At 56.8% G+C, this 20,219-nt stretch carries 20 protein-coding genes, 1 tRNA gene and 1 other RNA gene; 10 read left to right on the forward strand and 12 right to left on the reverse strand.

The annotated features are described in order from the left end of the window. Positions 1-64: 64 nt before the first annotated feature. Positions 65-140 (forward strand) — tRNA-Lys (locus GV764_RS06530). 29 nt (positions 141-169) lie between these two features. Further along, positions 170-295, forward strand: a non-coding RNA gene (locus tag GV764_RS06535) — RtT sRNA. Positions 296-350: 55 nt separating this feature from the next. Here the strand turns inward: GV764_RS06535 and GV764_RS06540 are convergent. Beyond that, a complete protein-coding gene (locus GV764_RS06540; protein ID WP_161659453.1) occupies positions 351-911 on the reverse strand; it encodes an Ail/Lom family outer membrane beta-barrel protein in 561 nt (186 codons plus the stop codon). A gap of 350 nt (positions 912-1,261) precedes the next feature. Between GV764_RS06540 and nadA the strand changes: the two genes are divergently transcribed. After that, on the forward strand, positions 1,262-2,305 hold the full coding sequence (nadA, locus tag GV764_RS06545; protein ID WP_161659499.1) for a quinolinate synthase NadA: 1,044 nt from the start codon (positions 1,262-1,264) through the stop codon (positions 2,303-2,305). Between the two features lie 45 nt (positions 2,306-2,350). Beyond that, entirely contained in the window at positions 2,351-3,067 is a 717-nt protein-coding gene (gene pnuC / locus GV764_RS06550) for a nicotinamide riboside transporter PnuC (RefSeq protein WP_161659454.1), read from the forward strand. On the opposite strand, the gene zitB is transcribed toward pnuC, so the two are convergent. Both zitB and GV764_RS06560 read right to left on the reverse strand, forming a co-directional pair. Continuing rightward, entirely contained in the window at positions 3,064-4,005 is a 942-nt protein-coding gene (gene zitB / locus GV764_RS06555; protein WP_161659455.1) for a CDF family zinc transporter ZitB, read from the reverse strand. The two genes, pnuC and zitB, sit on opposite strands and share 4 nt — an antisense overlap. Positions 4,006-4,101: 96 nt before the next feature. Next, positions 4,102-4,572: a protein YbgS gene (locus GV764_RS06560; protein WP_161659456.1), complete on the reverse strand. Its 471-nt coding sequence runs from the start codon at positions 4,570-4,572 to the stop codon at positions 4,102-4,104. Positions 4,573-4,890: 318 nt separating this feature from the next. Between GV764_RS06560 and aroG the strand changes: the two genes are divergently transcribed. Beyond that, the gene (aroG, locus tag GV764_RS06565) at positions 4,891-5,943 is read left to right on the forward strand and encodes a 3-deoxy-7-phosphoheptulonate synthase AroG (protein ID WP_161659457.1); all 1,053 of its coding nucleotides are present in this window, start codon (positions 4,891-4,893) and stop codon (positions 5,941-5,943) included. A gap of 75 nt (positions 5,944-6,018) precedes the next feature. Here aroG and gpmA read toward each other — a convergent pair whose 3' ends face one another. The 7 genes from gpmA to modE form a co-directional block, all read right to left on the reverse strand. Next, positions 6,019-6,771, reverse strand: coding sequence for a 2,3-diphosphoglycerate-dependent phosphoglycerate mutase (gene gpmA / locus GV764_RS06570; protein WP_125292487.1), 753 nt, complete (start codon positions 6,769-6,771; stop codon positions 6,019-6,021). 202 nt (positions 6,772-6,973) lie between these two features. Next, positions 6,974-8,014: a galactose-1-epimerase gene (galM, locus tag GV764_RS06575; protein ID WP_161659458.1), complete on the reverse strand. Its 1,041-nt coding sequence runs from the start codon at positions 8,012-8,014 to the stop codon at positions 6,974-6,976. Further along, on the reverse strand, positions 8,008-9,156 hold the full coding sequence (galK, locus tag GV764_RS06580) for a galactokinase (protein WP_161659459.1): 1,149 nt from the start codon (positions 9,154-9,156) through the stop codon (positions 8,008-8,010). The genes galM and galK overlap by 7 nt, the downstream gene beginning before the upstream one ends. 2 nt (positions 9,157-9,158) lie before the next feature. Next, positions 9,159-10,205 (reverse strand): galactose-1-phosphate uridylyltransferase, encoded by a 1,047-nt coding sequence (gene galT / locus GV764_RS06585; protein ID WP_161659460.1) that lies wholly within the window; start codon positions 10,203-10,205, stop codon positions 9,159-9,161. Positions 10,206-10,214: 9 nt separating this feature from the next. Then, positions 10,215-11,231, reverse strand: coding sequence for a UDP-glucose 4-epimerase GalE (gene galE, locus GV764_RS06590; protein ID WP_161659461.1), 1,017 nt, complete (start codon positions 11,229-11,231; stop codon positions 10,215-10,217). A 205-nt stretch (positions 11,232-11,436) separates the two neighbouring features. Next, the gene (modF, locus tag GV764_RS06595) at positions 11,437-12,906 is read right to left on the reverse strand and encodes a molybdate ABC transporter ATP-binding protein ModF (RefSeq protein WP_161659462.1); all 1,470 of its coding nucleotides are present in this window, start codon (positions 12,904-12,906) and stop codon (positions 11,437-11,439) included. 77 nt (positions 12,907-12,983) lie between these two features. Further along, entirely contained in the window at positions 12,984-13,775 is a 792-nt protein-coding gene (gene modE / locus GV764_RS06600) for a molybdenum-dependent transcriptional regulator (RefSeq protein WP_161659463.1), read from the reverse strand. 125 nt (positions 13,776-13,900) lie between these two features. Here modE and GV764_RS06605 point away from each other — a divergent pair, with 125 nt between their 5' ends. The 4 genes from GV764_RS06605 to modC all read left to right on the forward strand — a co-directional run bounded on the left by GV764_RS06605 (position 13,901) and on the right by modC (position 16,703). After that, positions 13,901-14,050, forward strand: coding sequence for an AcrZ family multidrug efflux pump-associated protein (locus GV764_RS06605; RefSeq protein WP_161659464.1), 150 nt, complete (start codon positions 13,901-13,903; stop codon positions 14,048-14,050). Between the two features lie 129 nt (positions 14,051-14,179). Continuing rightward, positions 14,180-14,956 carry a molybdate ABC transporter substrate-binding protein gene (gene modA, locus GV764_RS06610; protein ID WP_161659465.1) on the forward strand — a complete coding sequence of 259 codons (777 nt, stop codon included), beginning with the start codon at positions 14,180-14,182 and terminating at the stop codon, positions 14,954-14,956. Continuing rightward, on the forward strand, positions 14,953-15,642 hold the full coding sequence (gene modB, locus GV764_RS06615; protein ID WP_125292478.1) for a molybdate ABC transporter permease subunit: 690 nt from the start codon (positions 14,953-14,955) through the stop codon (positions 15,640-15,642). Before modA ends, modB begins: the two co-directional genes overlap by 4 nt. Positions 15,643-15,644: 2 nt before the next feature. Then, complete coding sequence (modC, locus tag GV764_RS06620) at positions 15,645-16,703, forward strand: molybdenum ABC transporter ATP-binding protein ModC (RefSeq protein ID WP_161659466.1); 1,059 nt, start codon at positions 15,645-15,647, stop codon at positions 16,701-16,703. Here the strand turns inward: modC and GV764_RS06625 are convergent, their stop codons facing one another. Next, on the reverse strand, positions 16,704-17,522 hold the full coding sequence (locus GV764_RS06625; protein ID WP_161659467.1) for a pyridoxal phosphatase: 819 nt from the start codon (positions 17,520-17,522) through the stop codon (positions 16,704-16,706). It abuts the gene before it with no gap. 154 nt (positions 17,523-17,676) lie between these two features. On the opposite strand from GV764_RS06625, the gene pgl reads away from it, so the two are divergent. Then, entirely contained in the window at positions 17,677-18,672 is a 996-nt protein-coding gene (gene pgl / locus GV764_RS06630) for a 6-phosphogluconolactonase (protein WP_161659468.1), read from the forward strand. Positions 18,673-18,746: 74 nt separating this feature from the next. Here the strand turns inward: pgl and GV764_RS06635 are convergent, their stop codons facing one another. Next, positions 18,747-20,054, reverse strand: a complete 1,308-nt coding sequence (locus tag GV764_RS06635) for a putative acyl-CoA thioester hydrolase (protein WP_161659469.1) — start codon at positions 20,052-20,054, stop codon at positions 18,747-18,749. Positions 20,055-20,219: the final 165 nt, after the last annotated feature.

A 20,219-nucleotide genomic window follows, 5' to 3' on the forward strand; every position in this document is an offset into this window, starting at 1 on the left:
TCGCAGGTTCGAATCCTGCACGACCCACCACTCTGAAAACATTTTGCGGCAGCCTTTCCCGAAAGGGTCGTTAGCTCAGTTGGTAGAGCAGTTGACTTTTAATCAATTGGTCGCAGGTTCGAATCCTGCACGACCCACCAATGCAAAAAAGCGCCCTAAAGGCGCTTTTTTGCTATTTGCGATGTCAAAAATTCGAACCTGCCGCAGGTTCGTGTCGAACGTAGTGAGACAACGGAGCCGCTTGCGGCGACGGCCCGGAGGGCGAGCGAAGCGAGTCATCCTGCACGACCCACCAATGCAAAAAAGCGCCCTAAAGGCGCTTTTTTGCTGTCTGTAGCCCCTATAACGTATCAGAAGCGGTAACCCACCCCAACGTTAAAACCGTTAATTGAGCGGCTGCCTTCCAGGTCTGCATTAGTGCCTTCATAACCGACATTAACCGAGAAGTTTTCCACCGGGTTAAAGATCACCCCTGCGCCATACGCAAATGAAGTGGATTTTTCAGAAATGCTGTCGCGGCCAACATAGCCGTCGCCTGCGTTATGCCAGGTGGTACGGCCTTCCGCTTTTGAGCGCGCTACGCCGCCCAGCGCATACAGGGAAACATACTCATTAATACGGTAAGCCGGACCCACTAACAGGGAATAATATTTCGCTTCAACGTGGTTCTGAATATAGTCAGAGGCGAGATAATAATTCTGGTCATCATCACCTTTCATATAAGTGAAAGAGCCCAGAAAGCTTACCGGCGAATCAAATTCATAACGGTACTGAACATTAACGCCACGGATGTTTTTAAAATCCTCAACCTTGCTTTGCGCATAACCTACTGAAAACGTATGGTTATCCGCCAGCGCTGCGCCACTTACCATCCCGCTTACGAATAAAATCGCCAGAGATACCTTTTTCATTGTTGTTAATCCTTTCGTGTGCCGTTTGTATTTTCCCTGGGCGAGCCGGTCCTTTACTCAATAAAAACTTCCACCTCATCCCGGGCGAAGAAAATTGTTACTTTTCTGTTTATGAGTTGAAACACAGAACATTCTCAAAGAACAGTAAATGGCCTTTTCAGGCATCCCTAAATCTGGTGGGTAGCCACATCAGCCACGACCCGCCAGATTGTTGTGTCCGCGTATTTTCCACACGACTTTTGCTGCACGATCGGCTATCTTGTTTAGCATATAAAACAATCCTGCCTTTTCTGACAGGAATCGGGCTTCGTAACCGTCAAATGGTTCAGCCAGTAAAACGAGATTGCATGATGAGCGTAATGTTTAGACCTGAAGATGCCATTTATCCGTTCCCACCTAAGCCGCGTCCGCTAAGCGATGACGAAAAGGTTTTCTATAAAGAGAAAATCAAACGCCTGTTGAAAGAGCGCGATGCGGTAATGGTGGCGCATTATTACACCGACCCGGAAATCCAGGCGCTGGCCGAAGAAACCGGCGGCTGTATTTCCGATTCGCTGGAAATGGCGCGCTTCGGCGCACATCATCCCGCTTCAACGTTGCTGGTCGCAGGCGTGCGGTTTATGGGCGAAACCGCAAAAATCCTCAGCCCGGAAAAAACCATCCTGATGCCGATACTGCAGGCGGAATGCTCGCTGGATTTAGGCTGCCCGATTGAGGCATTCAGCGCATTCTGCGACGCACACCCGGATCGCACCGTGGTGGTGTACGCCAACACCTCAGCAGCGGTAAAAGCGCGCGCCGACTGGGTGGTGACTTCCAGTATTGCGGTGGAGTTAATCGAGCATCTCGACAGCCTGGGCGAAAAAATCATCTGGGCTCCGGACCGTCATCTTGGTCATTACGTGCAAAAGCAGACTGGCGCAGACGTTCTGTGCTGGCAGGGTGCCTGTATCGTGCATGATGAGTTTAAAACCCAGGCGCTGACGCGCATGAAAGCGCTCTATCCGCAGGCCGCGGTGCTGGTTCATCCGGAATCCCCACAGGCGATTGTTGATATGGCCGATGCCGTGGGATCGACCAGCCAGCTTATCGCCGCGGCCAAAACGCTGCCGCACCCGCAGCTGATTGTGGCTACCGATCGCGGTATCTTCTACAAAATGCAGCAGGCCTGCCCGGAGAAAGAGTTGCTGGAAGCGCCGACGGCAGGGGAAGGGGCGACGTGCCGCAGCTGTGCTCACTGCCCGTGGATGGCGATGAATGGCCTTCAGGCCATTGCGGAAGGGCTGGAAGCGGGCGGCAGCGCCCACGAGATCCATGTGGATGCCGCGCTGCGTGAGGGCGCGCTGGTGCCGCTTAACCGCATGTTGGATTTTGCGGCTACACTTCGTCGTTAATCTTGATAACAAACGACGCGTATTACAGTACGCTCTGGGGAAAATATGGATTTTTTTAGCGTTCAGAATATCCTGGTTCACATTCCGATTGGGACCGGCGGCTATTCGCTGTCATGGATCGAAGCCATTGGCACCGTCGCCGGGCTGCTGTGCATCTGGCTGGCGAGCCTCGAGAAGATCATCAACTACTTTTTTGGCCTGATTAACGTCACGCTGTTTGCGGTGATTTTCTTCCAGATCCAACTCTACGCCAGCCTGCTGCTCCAGCTCTTCTTCTTTGTTGCCAATATCTATGGATGGTACGCCTGGTCCCGGCAAACCAATAACAACGAAGCGCTGCTTAAAATTCGCTGGCTGCCGTTGCCGAAAGCCATCGGCTGGCTGGCCGCCTGTGTGGTGGCGATTGGTTTGATGACGGTATATATCGATCCGGTGTTTGGTTTCCTGACCCGGGTGGCGGTATCGCTTATGCAGGCGCTGGGCCTGAATGTGACCCAACCGGAACTCCAGCCGGATGCCTTCCCGTTCTGGGATTCCTGCATGATGGTGCTGTCGATTGTGGCGATGATCCTGATGACCCGTAAATACGTCGAGAACTGGCTACTTTGGGTGATAATTAACGTCATCAGCGTGGTGATCTTCGCGTTGCAGGGCGTGCTGGCGATGTCGCTCGAGTATTTGATTCTGACCTTTATCGCCCTCAACGGCAGCCGGATGTGGATTAAATCTGCCCGCGAGCATGGCTCACGGGCATTGAATTAATGATGATGGTGGTGGTGCGCATCCGGCGTTGACTGGTACAGATGGCAATCCGGCCCGCGACAGGGCTGGTATTCCATCTGCACCGTTGCATGCTCGACGTGATACTCGTGTTCAAGGAAGTGGTGGATGCGGCCTAACAGCGCGTCATGATCGTGCGGCGGGATCACCTGAACATGCAGCGTCATTACCGGTTTTTCTCCCACCAGCCAGATGTGCACATGATGCACGTCGCGCACTTCAGGGATTGAACGGCTGAGGTTGCGTTTCAGCGCGGCGATATCCAGCGCTTTTGGCGCGCCTTCCAGCAGCTCGTTCACGCTTTCCTTAAGCAATCGCCACGCGCTGCGTAATACCAGGCAGGAGACCAGCACCGATAATATTGGGTCAACGGGCGTCCAGCCGGTCCACAGGATCACCAGCGCGGCGATAATCGCGCCCACCGAACCCAGTAAATCGCCCAGCACATGCAGCGCAGCGGCGCGCACGTTCATATTTTTCTCTTCGCTGCCGCGATGCAGGATCCAGAACGCCAGTAAATTGGCGAACAACCCGGCGACGGCAATCACCATCATCGTTTTTCCGGCGATCGGCTGCGGATGATAAAAACGCACGAACGCCTCGTACACGATGAGCACAGTGATCAGCACCAGCGCGATGGCGTTAATAAACGCGGCAAGGGTGGTCAGGCGCAGCCAGCCGAAAGTGTGCTGGTTATTTGGCGGGCGGCGGGCGAAGTACACCGCGAGAAAGGCAAACAGCAGTGCGGCGGCGTCAGTGAGCATATGCCCGGCGTCGGCGAGCAGGGCCAGCGAGCCGGAAATCAATCCGCCGATGACCTCGAGTACCATAAAGGTGGCGGTGACGACAAATGCGGCCAGCAGCCTTTTGCTGTTGCCGTTACTGTCGGAAGCGGGTGAATGAGCGTGTGAGTGAGCCATAGCGACCTGATTTCTTGTTAGCATCCATGAATGATCAGGTTAAGTTACCAAAAATAAAGGAGAGCGAAAGCTCTCCTTTGTATCAATCACTATGAATTAGTGAGTGGTACCGTCAGTGTTGGGATTGACGTTGTCACCACCCTGACCGGTTTCAACTTTATCGTTGATATCAGGACATTTACCGTCTTTACACTGGGTGTTTTTATGGATCTCATCGGCGGAAGTTGGGCCACCAGAGGTCGCGCTGTTCGTGTTGCTGGTGTCAGGATGCAGCATAGTGCCGCCTGTGCCCGTACCGGTGGTCCCGGTGCCTGAGTTCCCCATATTGGTGCCAGTGGTCCCTGAGTTACTCATATTCTTGTTGCTGGTATTGATGTCATTGCTATCAACACCTTTCGGAGCGATATTCTGATTCGCTTCCGGCGTGCCTACCCCGGCGCTGGCTGCGGCGTTAGCCGGGCCATTGTTATCGGTGGAGTTGGCGTTAGTTTCTGCGGCCAGAGCCGCGCCACTGGCTAAAGAGAGCGTTGCGCTAAGAATCAATGCAGTCAGTTTGTTCATCGTCATGCTCCTGTTTTAGTCATCGTGCTGGAAAGTTTTCTTCCAACGTTACGTCAGATTGTGCTGGCAATAATCTGAAGCTAAGTTAAAAAATTTGCAGCCAAGGCATAAGTCAGCATGCAATTTCGGAAAAAGGCAAAAACAGAGTGGTTACAAGTAAAAATTGTAGACTCGATCGCGCTTTTCGCTACTTTCTGGCGTTTATTAAGTCATTTCCAGGAATTTTCTGCCCGAAGTGTAAAAGCGCGTTTACACTTCGGGCGTGACGAGATAGATTGAAGGGATTGCACTTACTCGAAATTGTAGAGATCCACTGGAAAGATCATGAATTATCAGAACGACGATTTACGAATTAATACTATCAATGAGTTATTGCCTCCTGTTGCGCTGTTAGAAAAGTTTCCCGCCACAGAAAAAGCCGCTGAGACTGTCTCTCAATCACGTCAGGCTATTCATCAGATCCTGAAAGGCCATGACGATCGCCTGCTGGTGGTGATCGGCCCGTGTTCGATTCACGATCCTGAAGCTGCAAAAGAGTACGCTGCTCGTCTGCTGAATCTGCGCGAAAGCCTGAAGGGCGAGCTTGAAGTGGTCATGCGCGTCTATTTTGAAAAGCCGCGTACCACGGTGGGCTGGAAAGGGCTGATAAACGATCCGCATATGGATAACTCTTTCCAGATTAACGACGGTCTGCGTATCGCCCGTAAGCTGCTGCTGGACATCAACGATTCAGGCTTACCGGCTGCCGGTGAGTTCCTGGATATGATTACGCCGCAGTATCTGGCGGATTTAATGAGCTGGGGCGCCATCGGCGCGCGTACCACCGAATCTCAGGTACACCGCGAACTGGCGTCGGGACTGTCCTGCCCGGTTGGCTTCAAAAACGGCACCGACGGCACCATTAAAGTTGCTATCGACGCCATCAACGCTGCCAGCGCGCCGCACTGCTTCCTGTCGGTAACCAAGTGGGGCCACTCCGCCATTGTGAATACCAGCGGCAACGGCGACTGCCATATCATTCTGCGCGGCGGTAAAGAGCCTAACTACAGCGCGGCGCATGTGGCGGAAGTCAAAACCGGCCTCACCAAAGCGGGCTTAACGCCGCAGGTGATGATCGATTTCAGCCATGCTAACTCCTGCAAACAGTTCCAGAAGCAGATGGAAGTGGGCGCAGACGTTTGTCAGCAGATCGCCAACGGTGAAAAAGCCATCATGGGCGTGATGATTGAAAGCCATCTGGTGGAAGGCAATCAGAGCCTGGAGAGCGGCGAACCGCTGGTGTATGGCAAGAGCGTAACCGACGCCTGCATCGGCTGGGACGCTACCGAAACCCTGCTCAACCAGCTGTCCGCAGCGGTGAAAGCCCGTCGCGCATAAGCGCTATTCAGGACGGGTCAGCGGTAATAAAAAAGGCGTGGTCGCGACCACGCCTTTTTTGTATTCCGCAGGGGATTACTTCGCTTTACCCTGGTTGGCTACCGCCGCAGCTTTCGCAGCGATCTCGTCAGCGTTACCCAGATAGTAGTGTTTAATCGGCTTGAAGTTTTCGTCAAACTCATATACCAACGGCACGCCGGTCGGGATGTTCAGTTCAAGAATTTCGTCTTCGCCCATATTGTCGAGGTACTTCACCAGCGCACGCAGGGAGTTACCGTGTGCGGCAATAATCACGCGCTCGCCGCTTTTCAGACGCGGCAGAATGGTTTCATTCCAGTAAGGAATAACGCGATCGATGGTCAGCGCCAGGCTTTCGGTCAGCGGCAACTCTTTCTCGGTCAGTTTTGCATAGCGCGGATCGTGGCCCGGGTAACGCTCGTCGTCACGGGTCAGTTCCGGCGGAGTGACCGCAAAACCGCGACGCCACTGTTTGACCTGCTCGTCGCCGTATTTTTCGGCGGTTTCCGCTTTGTTCAGGCCCTGCAGCGCGCCGTAATGGCGTTCGTTAAGTTTCCAGGACTTCTCAACCGGCAACCATGCCTGGTCCAGCTCATCCAGAACATTCCACAGGGTATGGATGGCGCGTTTCAGCACAGAAGTGTAAGCAAAATCAAAGCTGAAGCCTTCTTCTTTCAGCAGTTTACCCGCTGCTTTTGCTTCGCCAACCCCTTTTTCAGACAGGTCAACGTCATACCAACCGGTGAAGCGGTTTTCGTTGTTCCACTGACTTTCGCCGTGACGAACCAGTACCAGCTTAGTAACAGCCATAGATTTACTCCTGGGTTAAATGATAACAATAATCATTATATTGCCGAGTTTGTGACAGCGGCAACGCTAATTCTCTAACATAGCGAAAATAGCGGCGGAGTGTAAGGCGGATGTGACGTCAGGGTTATGATTTTGTCGCGCAAAGAGCAGAAAATCAGCGATATGGCGAAAAAAAGCCCTCCATGAAGAGAGGGCTTAGCGGTTATTGCGCGCTGAACTGATAAATCGTCACGCTGCGGTACTCTTCGCCGGGACGCAATACGCAGTCCGGCTGCGGCCATTCCGGGTGGTTTGGGCTATCCGGCAGGAATTCACTCTCCAGCGCCAGGCCTTGCCAGGCAGAATAATTGCCTTGCTCACGCGCCGGTGTACCTTCAAGGAAATTCCCCGAATAAAACTGGAGGGCAGGGGCGGTGGTAAATACCGTCATCTGCAGTTTTTCATCGCTTGACCATAAGTGCGCCGCAGGCTGGGACAGGTCGCCTTTGGCCTGCAATAAAAACGCGTGATCGTAGCCTTTAACCTGCTGCTGATCGGCATCGCTCATAAACTCCTGCGCGATAACTTTTGGCTGGCGGAAATCAAAGCTGGTCAGCGCCACTTTGGTCAGGCCGCGCGTCGGAATGCCCATGCTGTCTACCGGAAGATACGCGTCGGCAAACAGTTGCAGGCGGTGATTCCGCACGTCACCCTGCGCGCCATCCAGGTTGAAATAGGCGTGATTGGTCAGGTTCACCGGGCACGGCTTATCCACCGTGGCACGGTATTCAATCACCAACTGGTTATCCTGCGTCAGGGTATAATGCGCCCATGCGCGCGCTTCGCCCGGGAAGCCCTGATCGCCATCCGGAGAGGTGAGGGTATACACCACTTCCGATTCATTCTTGCGTTCGATGAGCCAGCGGCGCTTATCGAAGCCTTCCGGCCCGCCGTGCAGTTGGTTTTCACCCTGGCTTGGCGTCAGCGTGTAGGTTTCGCCATCCAGCGTAAAGGTCGATTTGGCGATGCGGTTAGCGTAGCGGCCAATACTGGCGCCTAAAAAGGCGGTCTGGTCTTGCCACGCTTCCGGTGAGGGGCAGCCGAGCAGGGTTTCACGCACCGTACCGTCGCTCATCGGCACCCGCGCGGACAGCAGCGTCGCGCCCCAGTCCATTAATGTGACCACCATCCCCGCGCTGTTGCGCAGGGTGGTGAGACGATAAGGCAGCCCGTCAGGGGCGAGCGCCGTGGTTTCTCTTAGCACTGTCCGGCTCCTTCTGATGCTTTGCACACGTAAAAGGTTTCTTTGATGCCCGTTTTCGCTTCGTACTGATTAGCGACCGCCTCTTTAACCGCGGGCACTAACGCTTCCGGCATCAGCGCCACGATGCAGCCGCCGAAGCCGCCGCCGGTCATACGCACCCCGCCTTCATCGCCGATAACGGCTTTGACGATTTCAACCAGGGTATCGATTTGCGGTACGGTGATTTCGAAATCGTCGCGCATTGAGGCGTGCGATTCCGCCATCAGCACGCCCATGCGTTTCAGATCGCCGCGCGCCAGCGCGTCTGCGGCTTCAACGGTACGGGCGTTTTCGGTCAGCACGTGGCGCACGCGTTTGGCCACCACCGGGTCCAGTTCATTCGCCACCGCGTTGAACTGGTCCAGCTTCACATCGCGCAGCGCTTTCTGGGTAAAGAAACGCGCCCCGGTTTCGCACTGTTCGCGGCGGGTGTTGTATTCGCTGCCCACCAGGGTGCGTTTGAAGTTACTGTTGATAATCACCACCGCCACGCCTTCCGGCATCGGCACGGCTTTGGTGCCCAGAGAGCGGCAGTCGATCAGCAGGGCATGATCTTTTTTACCCAGCGCGGAAATCAGCTGATCCATAATCCCGCAGTTACAGCCGACAAACTGGTTTTCTGCTTCCTGGCCGTTAAGGGCGATTTGCGCGCCGTCCAGCGGCAGATGATAAAGCTGCTGGAATACCGTGCCGACCGCCACTTCCAGCGATGCCGACGAGCTTAACCCCGCGCCCTGCGGCACGTTGCCGCTGATCACCAGATCCGCGCCGCCAAAATTGCGGTCGCGCTGTTGCAGATGCTTCACCACGCCGCGCACGTAATTGGACCACTGCTGGGAGTCGTGGCTGAGGATCGGCGCATCCAGCGAAAATTCGTCGATTTGGTTGTCATAATCGGCGGCCATCACCCGTACCTGACGGTCATCGCGCGCCGCGCAGCTAATCACCGTTTGATAATCAATGGCGCAGGGCAACACAAAACCGTCGTTATAGTCGGTGTGCTCGCCAATCAGGTTGACGCGGCCCGGCGCCTGAATAGTGTGGGTGGCAGGGTAGCCGAACGCGTCAGCAAACAGGGATTGGGTTTTCTCTTTCAGACTCATTGTTATTCTCCGGACTCGCGAAAGTGGATGTCGCTGACGGCGCGCAGGCGCTCGGCTGCTTGCTCAGCGGTTAAATCACGCTGGGTTTCGGCCAGCATTTCATAGCCCACCATAAATTTGCGCACCGTGGCGGAGCGCAGCAGCGGCGGGTAGAAATGGGCATGCAACTGCCAGGGCGCGGCATCGTCTGCGGTAAACGGCGCGCCGTGCCATCCCATGGAATAGGGGAAGGAGCACCTGAACAGGTTGTCATAGCGGCTGGTGAGTTTTTTCAGCGCCAGCGCCAGGTCGCGGCGTTGGCCATCGCTCAGTTCGGTAATACGCGTGACGTGCGCTTTCGGCAGCAGCAGGGTTTCGAACGGCCAGGCCGCCCAGTAAGGCACCACTGCCAGCCAGTGCTCGGTTTCCACCACCGTGCGGCTGCCGTCCACCCGCTCGCGTTCAACGTAATCCACCAGCATCGGACGACCGTGTTCGGTGAAATAGTCGCGCTGCAGCTTATCTTCCCGCGCCGCTTCGTTGGGCAGGAAGCTGTTAGCCCACACCTGACCGTGCGGATGCGGGTTGGAGCAGCCCATCGCCGCGCCTTTGTTCTCAAACACCTGCACCCACGGGTAGGTTTTCCCCAGTTCTTCGGTCTGCGCCTGCCAGGTGCTGACCACCTCTTCCAGCGCCGCGACGGTCAGTTCCGGCAGCGTTTTACTGTGATCCGGCGAGAAGCAAATCACCCGGCTGGTGCCGCGCGCGCTTTCCAGACGCATCAGCGGATCCTGGGTTTCCGGCGCGTCCGGCGTATCGGTCATCAGCGCCGCAAAGTCGTTGGTAAAGACGTATGTGCCGGTGTAATCCGGGTTTTTACCGCCGGTTACCCGGACGTTGCCCGGGCACAGGAAACAGTCGGGATCGTGGGACGGCAGCACCGCACTGGACGGCGTCTCCTGCGCGCCCTGCCACGGACGCTTGGCGCGGTGCGGGGAAACCAGGATCCATTGCCCGCTCAGCGGGTTATAGCGGCGATGCGGATGATCGACCGGGTTGAATTTTTCCATCTGCGTTCCTTAATCTGCATAACCTTGCGGATGACGCGACTGCCAGCGCCAGGTGTCCTGGGCCATTTCATCCAGCGTGCGCGTCACGCGCCAGTTCAGCTCTTTGTCCGCTTTGCTGGCGTCAGCCCAGTAGGCCGGGAGATCGCCGTCGCGGCGCGGCGCAAAGTGGTAATTCACCGGCTTGCCGCAGGCTTTGCTGAAGGCGTTGACCACGTCCAGCACACTACTGCCGACACCCGCGCCGAGGTTGTAAATATGCACGCCCGGTTTGCCCGCCAGCTGCTGCATTGCGGCAACATGACCGTCGGCCAGATCCATCACGTGGATATAATCGCGTACGCCGGTGCCGTCTTCAGTCGGGTAGTCATTGCCGAAAATCGCCAGCGAGTCGCGGCGGCCCACCGCCACCTGGGCGATGTACGGCATCAGGTTATTCGGGATACCCTGGGGATCTTCGCCCATATCCCCTGACGGGTGCGCGCCGACCGGGTTGAAGTAGCGCAATAGCGCGATGCTCCAGTGCGGATTGGCTTTTTGCAGGTCGGTAAGAATTTGCTCCACCATCAGCTTGCTTTTGCCATACGGGCTTTGCGGCGTGCCGGTCGGGAAGCTTTCCACATAGGGGATTTTCGGCTGGTCGCCGTACACCGTGGCAGACGAACTGAAAATAAAATTGGTGACGTTGGCGGCGCGCATGGCGGAAATCAGGCGCAGCGTACCGTTGACGTTGTTATCGTAATACTCGAGGGGCTTCGCGACGGATTCGCCCACGGCCTTTAGCCCGGCGAAATGGATCACGGTATCGATAGCGTGATCGTGCAGAATTTCGGTCAGCAGGGTTTCGTTACGAATATCCCCTTCGATAAACATCGGCTGTTTGCCGCCCAGGGTTTCAATAACCGGTAGCACGCTGCGTTTACTGTTGCAGAGATTATCAAGGATGATGACGTCGTGGCCGTTTTGCAGCAGTTGCACGCAGGTATGACTGCCGATGTAACCGCTACCACCCGTTACTAACACTCTCATATCAGGCTCCATTACGCTTATGGTATGTATTAACCTTAGCATAACAGACGGCAGTAAACTGTGATATCGGATAAAATAGTGGAATCGTTTACACTAAAATATCACGCCGCTTCACGTCATCGTAAAAGCAATGTAAAACAGCAGGTTAGGTAAAGGAAGATGCGGCTAGTCTGAAAATGGGGGACGTGACGCCCCCAAAAGATGCTTATTTCAGTGCGTCGAATTGATAACGATAAATTTCACCGTCCGGCACAAAAGTCAGGCGGTGGGTAATACAGTCCGGCGCGTCTTCGGCATGGTGCGAGACAAACAGCAGTTGGGTGGCACCTTCGCCGATCAGCACATCGACAAAACGCCGCACCAGCTGGCGGTTTAGCGGATCGAGCCCCTGTAACGGCTCATCGAGGATCAGCAGGGTGGGGTGCTTGACCAGCGCGCGGGCAATGAGCGCCAGCCGCTGCTGCCCCCATGAGAGGCTCTGGAATGGCGCATCGGCCACTTTATCGCTGATGCCGAGAATATCCAGCCACTGGCGGGTGAGCTTGCGCTGGCGATCCGACACTGCCTGATAAATGCCGATAGAATCGAAATAGCCGGACAGGATCACGTTACGTACCGTGGTACTCACCCGGTAATCAAGATGCAGGCTGCTGCTGACATAGCCAATGTGCTTTTTGATATCCCAGATAGTTTCGCCGCTGCCGCGACGGCGGCCAAACAGCGTTAAATCGTTGCTGTAACCCTGGGGGTGATCGCCGGTTATCAGGCTCAGCAGGGTGGATTTTCCCGCGCCGTTCGGCCCGACAATCTGCCAGTGCTCGCCGGGATTGACCGTCCAGCTCAGCCTGTGCAGGATCGGGCGATCGTTATACGACACCACGCCATCGCGCAGGACGATACGCGGGACGTCAGGCGCCAGGGTCACCGGCGTGCTCACATCCGGTTCGGGAAGGGCGGCGCCCGCCAGCTTTTCGCTGTGCGCCAGTTGGGCGATCAGCGCCTGCTCCAGCAGCTGCGCTTTTTTGCCCACGTCGGTCAGCACGCAGTCCGCCAGCACGCCGGCGTTTTCGACAAACGCCGGGATCTCATCAAACCGGTTTAATACCAGCGCCAGGGTATGCCCTTCCCGGTTTAACTGGCCCAGCAGCAGGGCAAGCTGTTCCCGGGACTTCACGTCCAGGCCGTCGAAAGGCTCATCGAGGATCAACAGATCGGGATCAGGCATCAATGCCTGGCACAGCAGGGTTTTGCGGGTTTCGCCGGTAGAGAGATATTTAAAGCGCCGTTCCAGCAGATGAGTAATGCCGAAGCGTTCCGCCAGAGCCTGACAGCGGGCAGGATCGTGGATCTCTTCCTGAATAATTTGCGCGGTGGTGCGGCCGGTATCGTCTTCGCCGGGGCCGAGCAAATCGGTGTTATTGCGCTGCCACTCTTCGCTGACCAGTTTCTGCAACTGCTCAAACGACACGCGCACGATGCGCTGGAAACCGCAGTCGCGCTGGCCTTTCAGCAGCGGCAGCTCCCCGGAGAGCGCCCGGGCCAGCGCCGATTTTCCGCTGCCGTTGGCGCCGACAAACGCCCAGCTTTCACCCGCGCGCAGGGTTAGCCCGGCAAGCTCAAGGGTACGGGTATCGCCAATGCGAAACGTGCCTTGCGAAATTTGCAATACTGACATGTGTTATCCCATTTTTTGCAGCAAATAAGCATCAGGGATACGTCGCGCGCCCGGAATTGTCAACCGGGCGCGGGGTTTTAGCACAGCGTGGCGACGATCAAAGAATCGGCATTAAAAAATGCTGTGACCTCAGCACCTTCTTCTGGATTGAGCGCCGCGACCTGTGCAGCCGTTAGCGTGGCGCATACCCGCTGACCACCGGCCACGGTGACGACCACTTCGCTCTGGTCTTCGGCATGTTCAACGGCGCTGATGACGCCAGCGAGCTGGTTTTCCGCGTCCGCCGCCTGGGCTGCGTCGCGGGTGATGTTTACCCAGGGCGCTTTCAGCAGCACCAGCACTTCCCGGCCCGTCTCCAGCCCGAGCCGTTCCGCGCTGCGCGCGGTAATCGCCGCGTTTAAACGCGTAACGCCATCCGCCAGCAAAATGGTGAGATGTTCCTGCACCGAGTGACGATCGCGATGGGTCACGGTACCGAACCACTGGTTACGGGCGCTGGTTTGCAGAGAAAACCGCGAGATGGCCGCCAGCAGGCTGTCCAGCGGCAGGCTGTCGTCGCTCAGCACGTCAAAGGCTTTCTGCTGAATTTGCCCCAGCAAATCGTAGAGCTGGATCAGGCGCTTGCCGTAAGGGGTCACCACCGCGCCGCCGCCGCCCTTGCCGCCGGTCGCCCGGTCCACCAGCGGCTGGTCGCTGAGCTGGTTCATCTCGTTGATGGCGTCCCAGGCGCTCTTATAGCTGATGTTGGCGAGTTTCGCGCCCTGGCTAATTGAACCGGTATGTTCTATTTGTTTAAGCAGCGCAATGCGTCGCGGATCAGCAAACAGGCGCTGCTGGAGTTTAAGAGTAAGAAGAATTTCCGCTTGCATATCCGGCTCCTGGTAAAACGGCTATTGTGACTGAAAGCCGGACGGCGACGCAAATGGCACAAAAAGGAGAGTGCGTTTTTTATGAGGGACGTTAAAATAACGCTCCCTGTATTCTGGAGGCTACCATGTTCGAGTTGTTGAAAAGTCTGGTGTTTGCCGTAATCATGGTGCCCGTGGTGATGGCGATCATCCTGGGTTTGATTTATGGCCTGGGCGAAGTGTTTAACGTCTTCTCCACTGTCGGTCATAAAGACCGCTCAAAGCAGCAGCGCTGATTCCCCCAACGCCCGGTTTATCCGGGCGTTTTCTCTCAAGTCCCCTCACATTTTGCCGATTAATACTTTGAATATCTGATGTGCACCGTTATATTGCTCGCTACATAACGATGCTCAATGGAGAAGCACATGGCTAATAAATGGTTGAAACTGACGGCGGGTATTGCCCTGTCACTGGGGCTTGCGACCCAAACGCTGGCGGCGGACGGCAAAATCACCGTATTTGCGGCGGCGTCCCTGACTAACGCGATGCAGGATATCGCCACCCAGTACAAAAAAGAGAAGCAGGTGGACGTGGTGTCCTCATTTGCTTCGTCATCAACCCTGGCGCGGCAGATTGAAGCGGGCGCACCGGCGGATCTGTTTATCTCCGCCGATCAGAAGTGGATGGATTACGCCAGCGATAAAAAAACCATCGACGCCGCCAGCCGCGAAACGCTGCTGGGCAACAGCCTGGTGGTCGTTGCGCCGAAAGCGAGCCAGCAGGGCGATATCGCGATTAATGAGAAAACCGACTGGCAAAGCCTGCTGAAAGGCGGCCGTCTGGCGGTGGGCGATCCGGAACACGTTCCGGCAGGCATTTACGCCAAAGAAGCGCTGCAAAAACTGGGCGCGTGGGATAACGTCAGCCCGAGCCTGGCGCCGGCGGAAGACGTGCGCGGCGCGCTGGCGCTGGTGGAGCGTAACGAAGCGCCGCTCGGCATCGTTTACGGCTCCGACGCGGTCGCCGGTAAAGGCGTGAAGGTGGTGGGCACCTTCCCGGAGGGTTCCCACAAAAAAGTGGAATACCCAATGGCCATCATCGACGGGCATAATAACGCCGAGGTTAAGGCGTTTTACGATTACCTGAAAGGGCCGCAGGCGGCGGCAATCTTTAAACAATACGGATTTACCACTCACTCATGATCTTAACGGAACCCGAATGGCAGGCCGTGTTGCTGAGCCTTAAAGTCTCATCAATTGCAGTATTAATCAGTTTGCCCTTCGGGATCTTGTGTGCCTGGGTGCTGGTAAGATGTAGCTTCCCCGGCAAATCACTGTTCGATAGCCTGATCCACCTGCCGCTGGTGCTGCCGCCGGTGGTGGTGGGGTATTTACTGCTGGTGGCGATGGGCCGGCGCGGGTTTATCGGCCAGTGGCTGTACGACTGGTTTGGTCTTACCTTCGCCTTTAGCTGGCGCGGCGCGGTACTGGCCGCCGGTGTGATGTCATTCCCGCTGATGGTGCGCGCGATCCGCCTGGCCCTGGAAGCGGTAGATTTAAAACTTGAGCAGGCGGCGCGCACTCTCGGCGCAGGCCGCTGGCGGGTGTTTTTCACCATCACGTTACCGCTGACCTTACCCGGCATTATTGCCGGCACCGTGCTGGCTTTTGCCCGTTCGCTGGGCGAATTCGGCGCGACCATCACCTTTGTTTCCAATATTCCTGGTGAAACCCGCACCATTCCCTCCGCCATGTATACCCTGATCCAGACGCCGGGCGGCGAAAGCGCGGCGGCGCGGCTGTGCCTGATTTCCATCGTGCTGGCGGTGATGTCATTGATGATCGCCGAGTGGCTGGCGCGGATTAGCCGTAAGCGGATGGGGAACTGATTATGCTGGAACTCCATTTTTCCCAGACGCTGGGCAGCCATCACCTGAGTGTTAATGAAACCCTGCCGGGCCAGGACGTGACGGCGATTTTCGGCGTCTCCGGCGCGGGTAAAACCTCGCTGATTAACGCTATCTGCGGGCTGACTCGCCCTGAATCCGGGCGGATTGTGCTTAACGACCGGGTGTTAAGCGACGCGGAACAAAAGATTTTCCTGCCGCCGGAAAAGCGCCGGGTCGGCTATGTATTCCAGGACGCGCGCCTGTTCCCGCACTATAAAGTGAGCGGCAACCTGCGCTACGGCATGGCGAAATCCATGGCCGGGCAGTTCGATAAGCTGGTGGCGCTGCTGGGCATTGAACCTCTGCTGGATCGCTTGCCCGGTTCGCTGTCCGGCGGCGAAAAACAACGGGTGGCAATTGGCCGCGCGCTGTTAACCGCCCCGGAGCTGCTGCTGCTGGACGAGCCGCTGGCCTCGCTGGATATCCCGCGCAAACGCGAACTGTTGGCCTATCTTCAGCGGCTGACGCGAGAAATTCAGACCCCGATGCTCTATGTCAGCCATTCGCTGGAAGAGATCGTCCAGCTTGCCGATAACGTGCTGGTGCTGGATAACGGCAGCGTGAAAGCCTTTGGCAGCCTGGAATCGGTATGGGGCAGCGCGGTGATGCACCCATGGCTGCCGCGCGAACAGCAGAGCAGCGTGCTGAAAGTCAGCGTGCTGGAGCACCATCCCCATTACGCCATGACCGCGCTGGCGCTGGGCGACCAGCATATCTGGGTCAACCGTATCGATAAGCCGTTGCAGTCAACGCTGCGCATTCGGATTCAGGCGTCAGACGTGTCGCTGGTGCTGCAACCGCCGGTAAACAGCAGCATCCGCAACGTACTGCGGGCGAAAGTGGTCAATCTGCTGGATGATGACGGGCAGGTGGAAGTGCAGCTGGACGTTGGCACCCGGACGCTGTGGGCGCGCATCAGCCCCTGGGCGCGGGACGAACTGAGTATCAAAGCGGGCCAGTGGCTGTACGCGCAAATCAAAAGCGTGTCGATTACCGCCTGATCACAGCAGGTGCTGGTAAATCGCTTCTGCGATGCTCGGTTCGGTATTCAGGCCGATCACCGTATTAACGCGATCTTTAATCGCCTGGTCGGCATTGCCCATGGCGATGCCGAGCCCGGCGCGCTCCAGCATACTTAAATCGTTATAGTTATCGCCAAACGCCACCACGTCCTGCATGGTCATGCCCTGGGACTCCACCCATTGCGCCAGGCGGTTGCCTTTGCTGTTGCCCGCCAGCGCCACGTCCACCTGATCGTGCCACGACCATTCGCAGGCAAAGCCGAATTTTTCTTCAATGTGCGCCACCACTTCATGCAGCCTGCCGAGATCCGCATCGGTGAGCGCGAATTTCCAGATGGCGTCGGCCTGCTGCGCCGCGTCGCGCAGGGAAGGCACCTGTAAAAACACCGGACGCTGATGTTCCGGTAAGCTGCGCGCCCAGTTTTCGGTGCGCAATACGTGCCCGGTCGGCAACTGGTACAGCATGGCGTTGTCCACGTACATCAGGCCGTGAACCTGGTGCTGCTCCAGCACATCAATCAGCTGCCGGGCTTCACTGGCGGGCATAGGGTTGGCTGCCAGTACGTTTTTTGCATGATAATCATACAAATAAGTGCCATTACAACAAATAGCAGGTGTATCCAGCGCCAGCGCCTGATAAAAAGGATGGATGGCGACATGATGGCGACCGGTGACAATCAGCACCTGATAACCTGCTTCGCGCGCGCGCTTTAGCGCCTCCAGCGATTCCGGCAAAATAGTTTTTTGCGGCGTGAGCAGGGTTCCGTCTAAATCAAGGGCGATGACACGATAGGGCATGGGCAGATTCCCGTCAGGTATTGTTCAGAAAAGGTTCGGTTGATGGTACACCGCAACCGCGCCGGGTCAAAATCACCGTTTCGCCTTCGGCACATTGCGACAAAACGCGCTACCCTTTTGAAGACTTAACGCTCACGTGAGGAAAGGAGTATTCATGAAACAAACCGTTTATACCGCCAGCCCGGAAAGCCAGCAGATCCACGTCTGGCGTCTTAACCCAACGGGCGAGCTCACGCTGTTGCAGGTGGTCGATGTGCCAGGCCAGGTGCAGCCGATGGTCATCAGCCCGGATAAGCGTTACCTCTACGTCGGCGTGCGCCCGGAATTTCGCGTCATCGCCTACCGCATCTCCCCGGACGAGGGCACATTAACCGTTGAGGCGGAAGCGGCGCTGCCCGGCAGCCCGACCCATATTTCCACCGATCACCACGGCAAATTCCTGTTCAGCGGCTCCTACGGCGCAGGCTGCGTCAGCGTGACGCCGCTGAACGACGGCATCCCCGGCGAGGTGGTTGATGTGGTGGAAGGGCTGGATGGCTGCCACTCGGCGAACATTTCTCCAGATAACCGCACCCTGCTGGTACCTGCCCTGAAGCAGGATCGCATCTGCCTGTTTACCGTGAGTGATGACGGCAACCTGACCGCGCAAACCCCGCCGGAACTCAATACCGTGGAAGGCGCAGGTCCGCGCCATATGGCGTTCCACCCGAACCACCAGTTTGCCTACAGCGTGAACGAGCTGAACGGCACCGTAGACGTCTGGGCGTTGCAGTCGCCGAACGGCAAAATTGAATGCATCCAGACGCTGGACATTATGCCGCCGGACTTTGCCGACACCCGCTGGGCGGCAGATATTCATATCACCCCGGATGGCCGCCATCTGTATACCTGCGACCGTACCGCCAGCATCGTGACGGTGTTCAGCGTATCCGAAGACGGCAGCGTGCTGGCGGTGGAAGGGTTCCACCCGACCGAAACCCAGCCGCGCGGCTTTAATATCGATCACAGCGGTAAGTTCCTGATCGCCGCCGGGCAGAAATCGCACCATATTTCCGTGCATGCGATTGAAGGCGCGCAGGGCCTGCTGCGCGATGTCGGGCGCTATGCCGTGGGTCAGGGCCCGATGTGGGTGGTGATCGACGCGCGCTAAGGGCATAAAAAAAGCGGACAGGCCTGAGGCGTGTCCGCTCTGTCATCAGGCGCAGTTTTCATGCGCCTTTTTTATTACTGCTTCGGCTCGGCAACCACCTGGCTACCCAGGCCGCGGTTGTTGAACTCCCACATGCGGTTGAAGTTGTTGTCGTTCAACTCGCGCTGCAGTTTGTCATCCGCCATCGTGCCGGTATTGCCCGCGAACGGACGTTTAGAACCCAGCGCGTCGCCCCACGGTTTGGCTTTGTTAAAGCCCTCGTTAATCACGCTGTCGCGGATAACCACCTGACCGTTAGCGCTCTGGTTAGCGGTATAGCCATTTTCAGACGCGTCGATATCCCACGCGCGGCCCAGCTGCGCCACGCCGTCGCCGCTTGCCACGAAGCGGCTGTTGGTCGCCAGGAAGCCGTACCAGATGTTCGGCTGCGTTGCCGGAGCAAACACGTAGCCTTCTTGCTGGGTACGGGAATTCACCACCCGGAATTCGGTGTTATCGAACACCACCGCGCCGCGACCGGCAACCAGATCCACATCGCCTTCCACATAGCTGTTAGTCACCAGCGTGCGGGTCTGACGGTTGTTCACGATGCGGTTTTGCAGATCGCTGTTGGTCACAAAGAAGGTATTCTGACGGCCCAGAATGTTCACTTTATCGATCTGCACTTTGTCGCCATCGCTGCGCAGCGCGACCGCCTGATGATTACCGGCATCCACGCTGTCGCCCAGATTGTTTTCGATGGTCAGATTCTGCAGCTGTAGCCCGTTGTTCTGGGACCACACCACGGCGGAGCACATCAGGCCAATGGTGGCTTCGCGGCGGTTCTGGCAGTTATCGAACATATACCAGGCCGGTTTGCCCGGCATGTATTTGCCTGACGGATTCACCGTATGACGCCAGGTCGCGCGATCCATTTCGGAATCCAGCGCCGCGCCGATAATTACATCCGCCGGTTTTTCACCCAGGCCGTACAGCGTCACGCTGCCTGATGAGGCAGGAATATACACGGTGCCTTCATAAGTGCCCGGCATAATCGCGATGTACTGACGGGTGCTGGTGTGCTTGATAATCGCTGCATCCACGGCCGCCTGAATCGAGGTATGGGTCACGCCTGCGGTGCCTGCCGGGCCGACCACAAAGTCAGGCTGAGCGGGAACGGCGATTCTCACCGGCGACCACGGTGCCGCGTTCGGATCCATGGCGGAGAAATAACGCGCTGCGACAAAGTTCTGCGCTTCGTTAGCCGACAGGATCGGGCGCGATGCGGTGCCTGGCGCTGCCTGCTCGGACGGACGCTGGTCCGGCGGCGTTGAGCTACACGCGGTCAGTGTCACGCCAACGGCAAAAGCCAGCGCCAGACGGGAAACCGAAAATCTGTTCAAGGGATGCTCCTTGCTGTGTCAAAAGGGATGAGTGCTGAAATAGCCTGCTTTTTTAACCTAACTTGATTAAAACGGGAAGCTAAAGCGCTAAAAAGTTAATTTTATCCACGCTTTCGTGAACTGTGAATGGCAGCCAGGTTGACAAGTCCGGCAGGTTGCCAATAA

The organism is Atlantibacter hermannii (genome assembly GCF_009907385.1).
In the GTDB taxonomy this organism is placed as follows: domain Bacteria; phylum Pseudomonadota; class Gammaproteobacteria; order Enterobacterales; family Enterobacteriaceae; genus Atlantibacter; species Atlantibacter hermannii_A.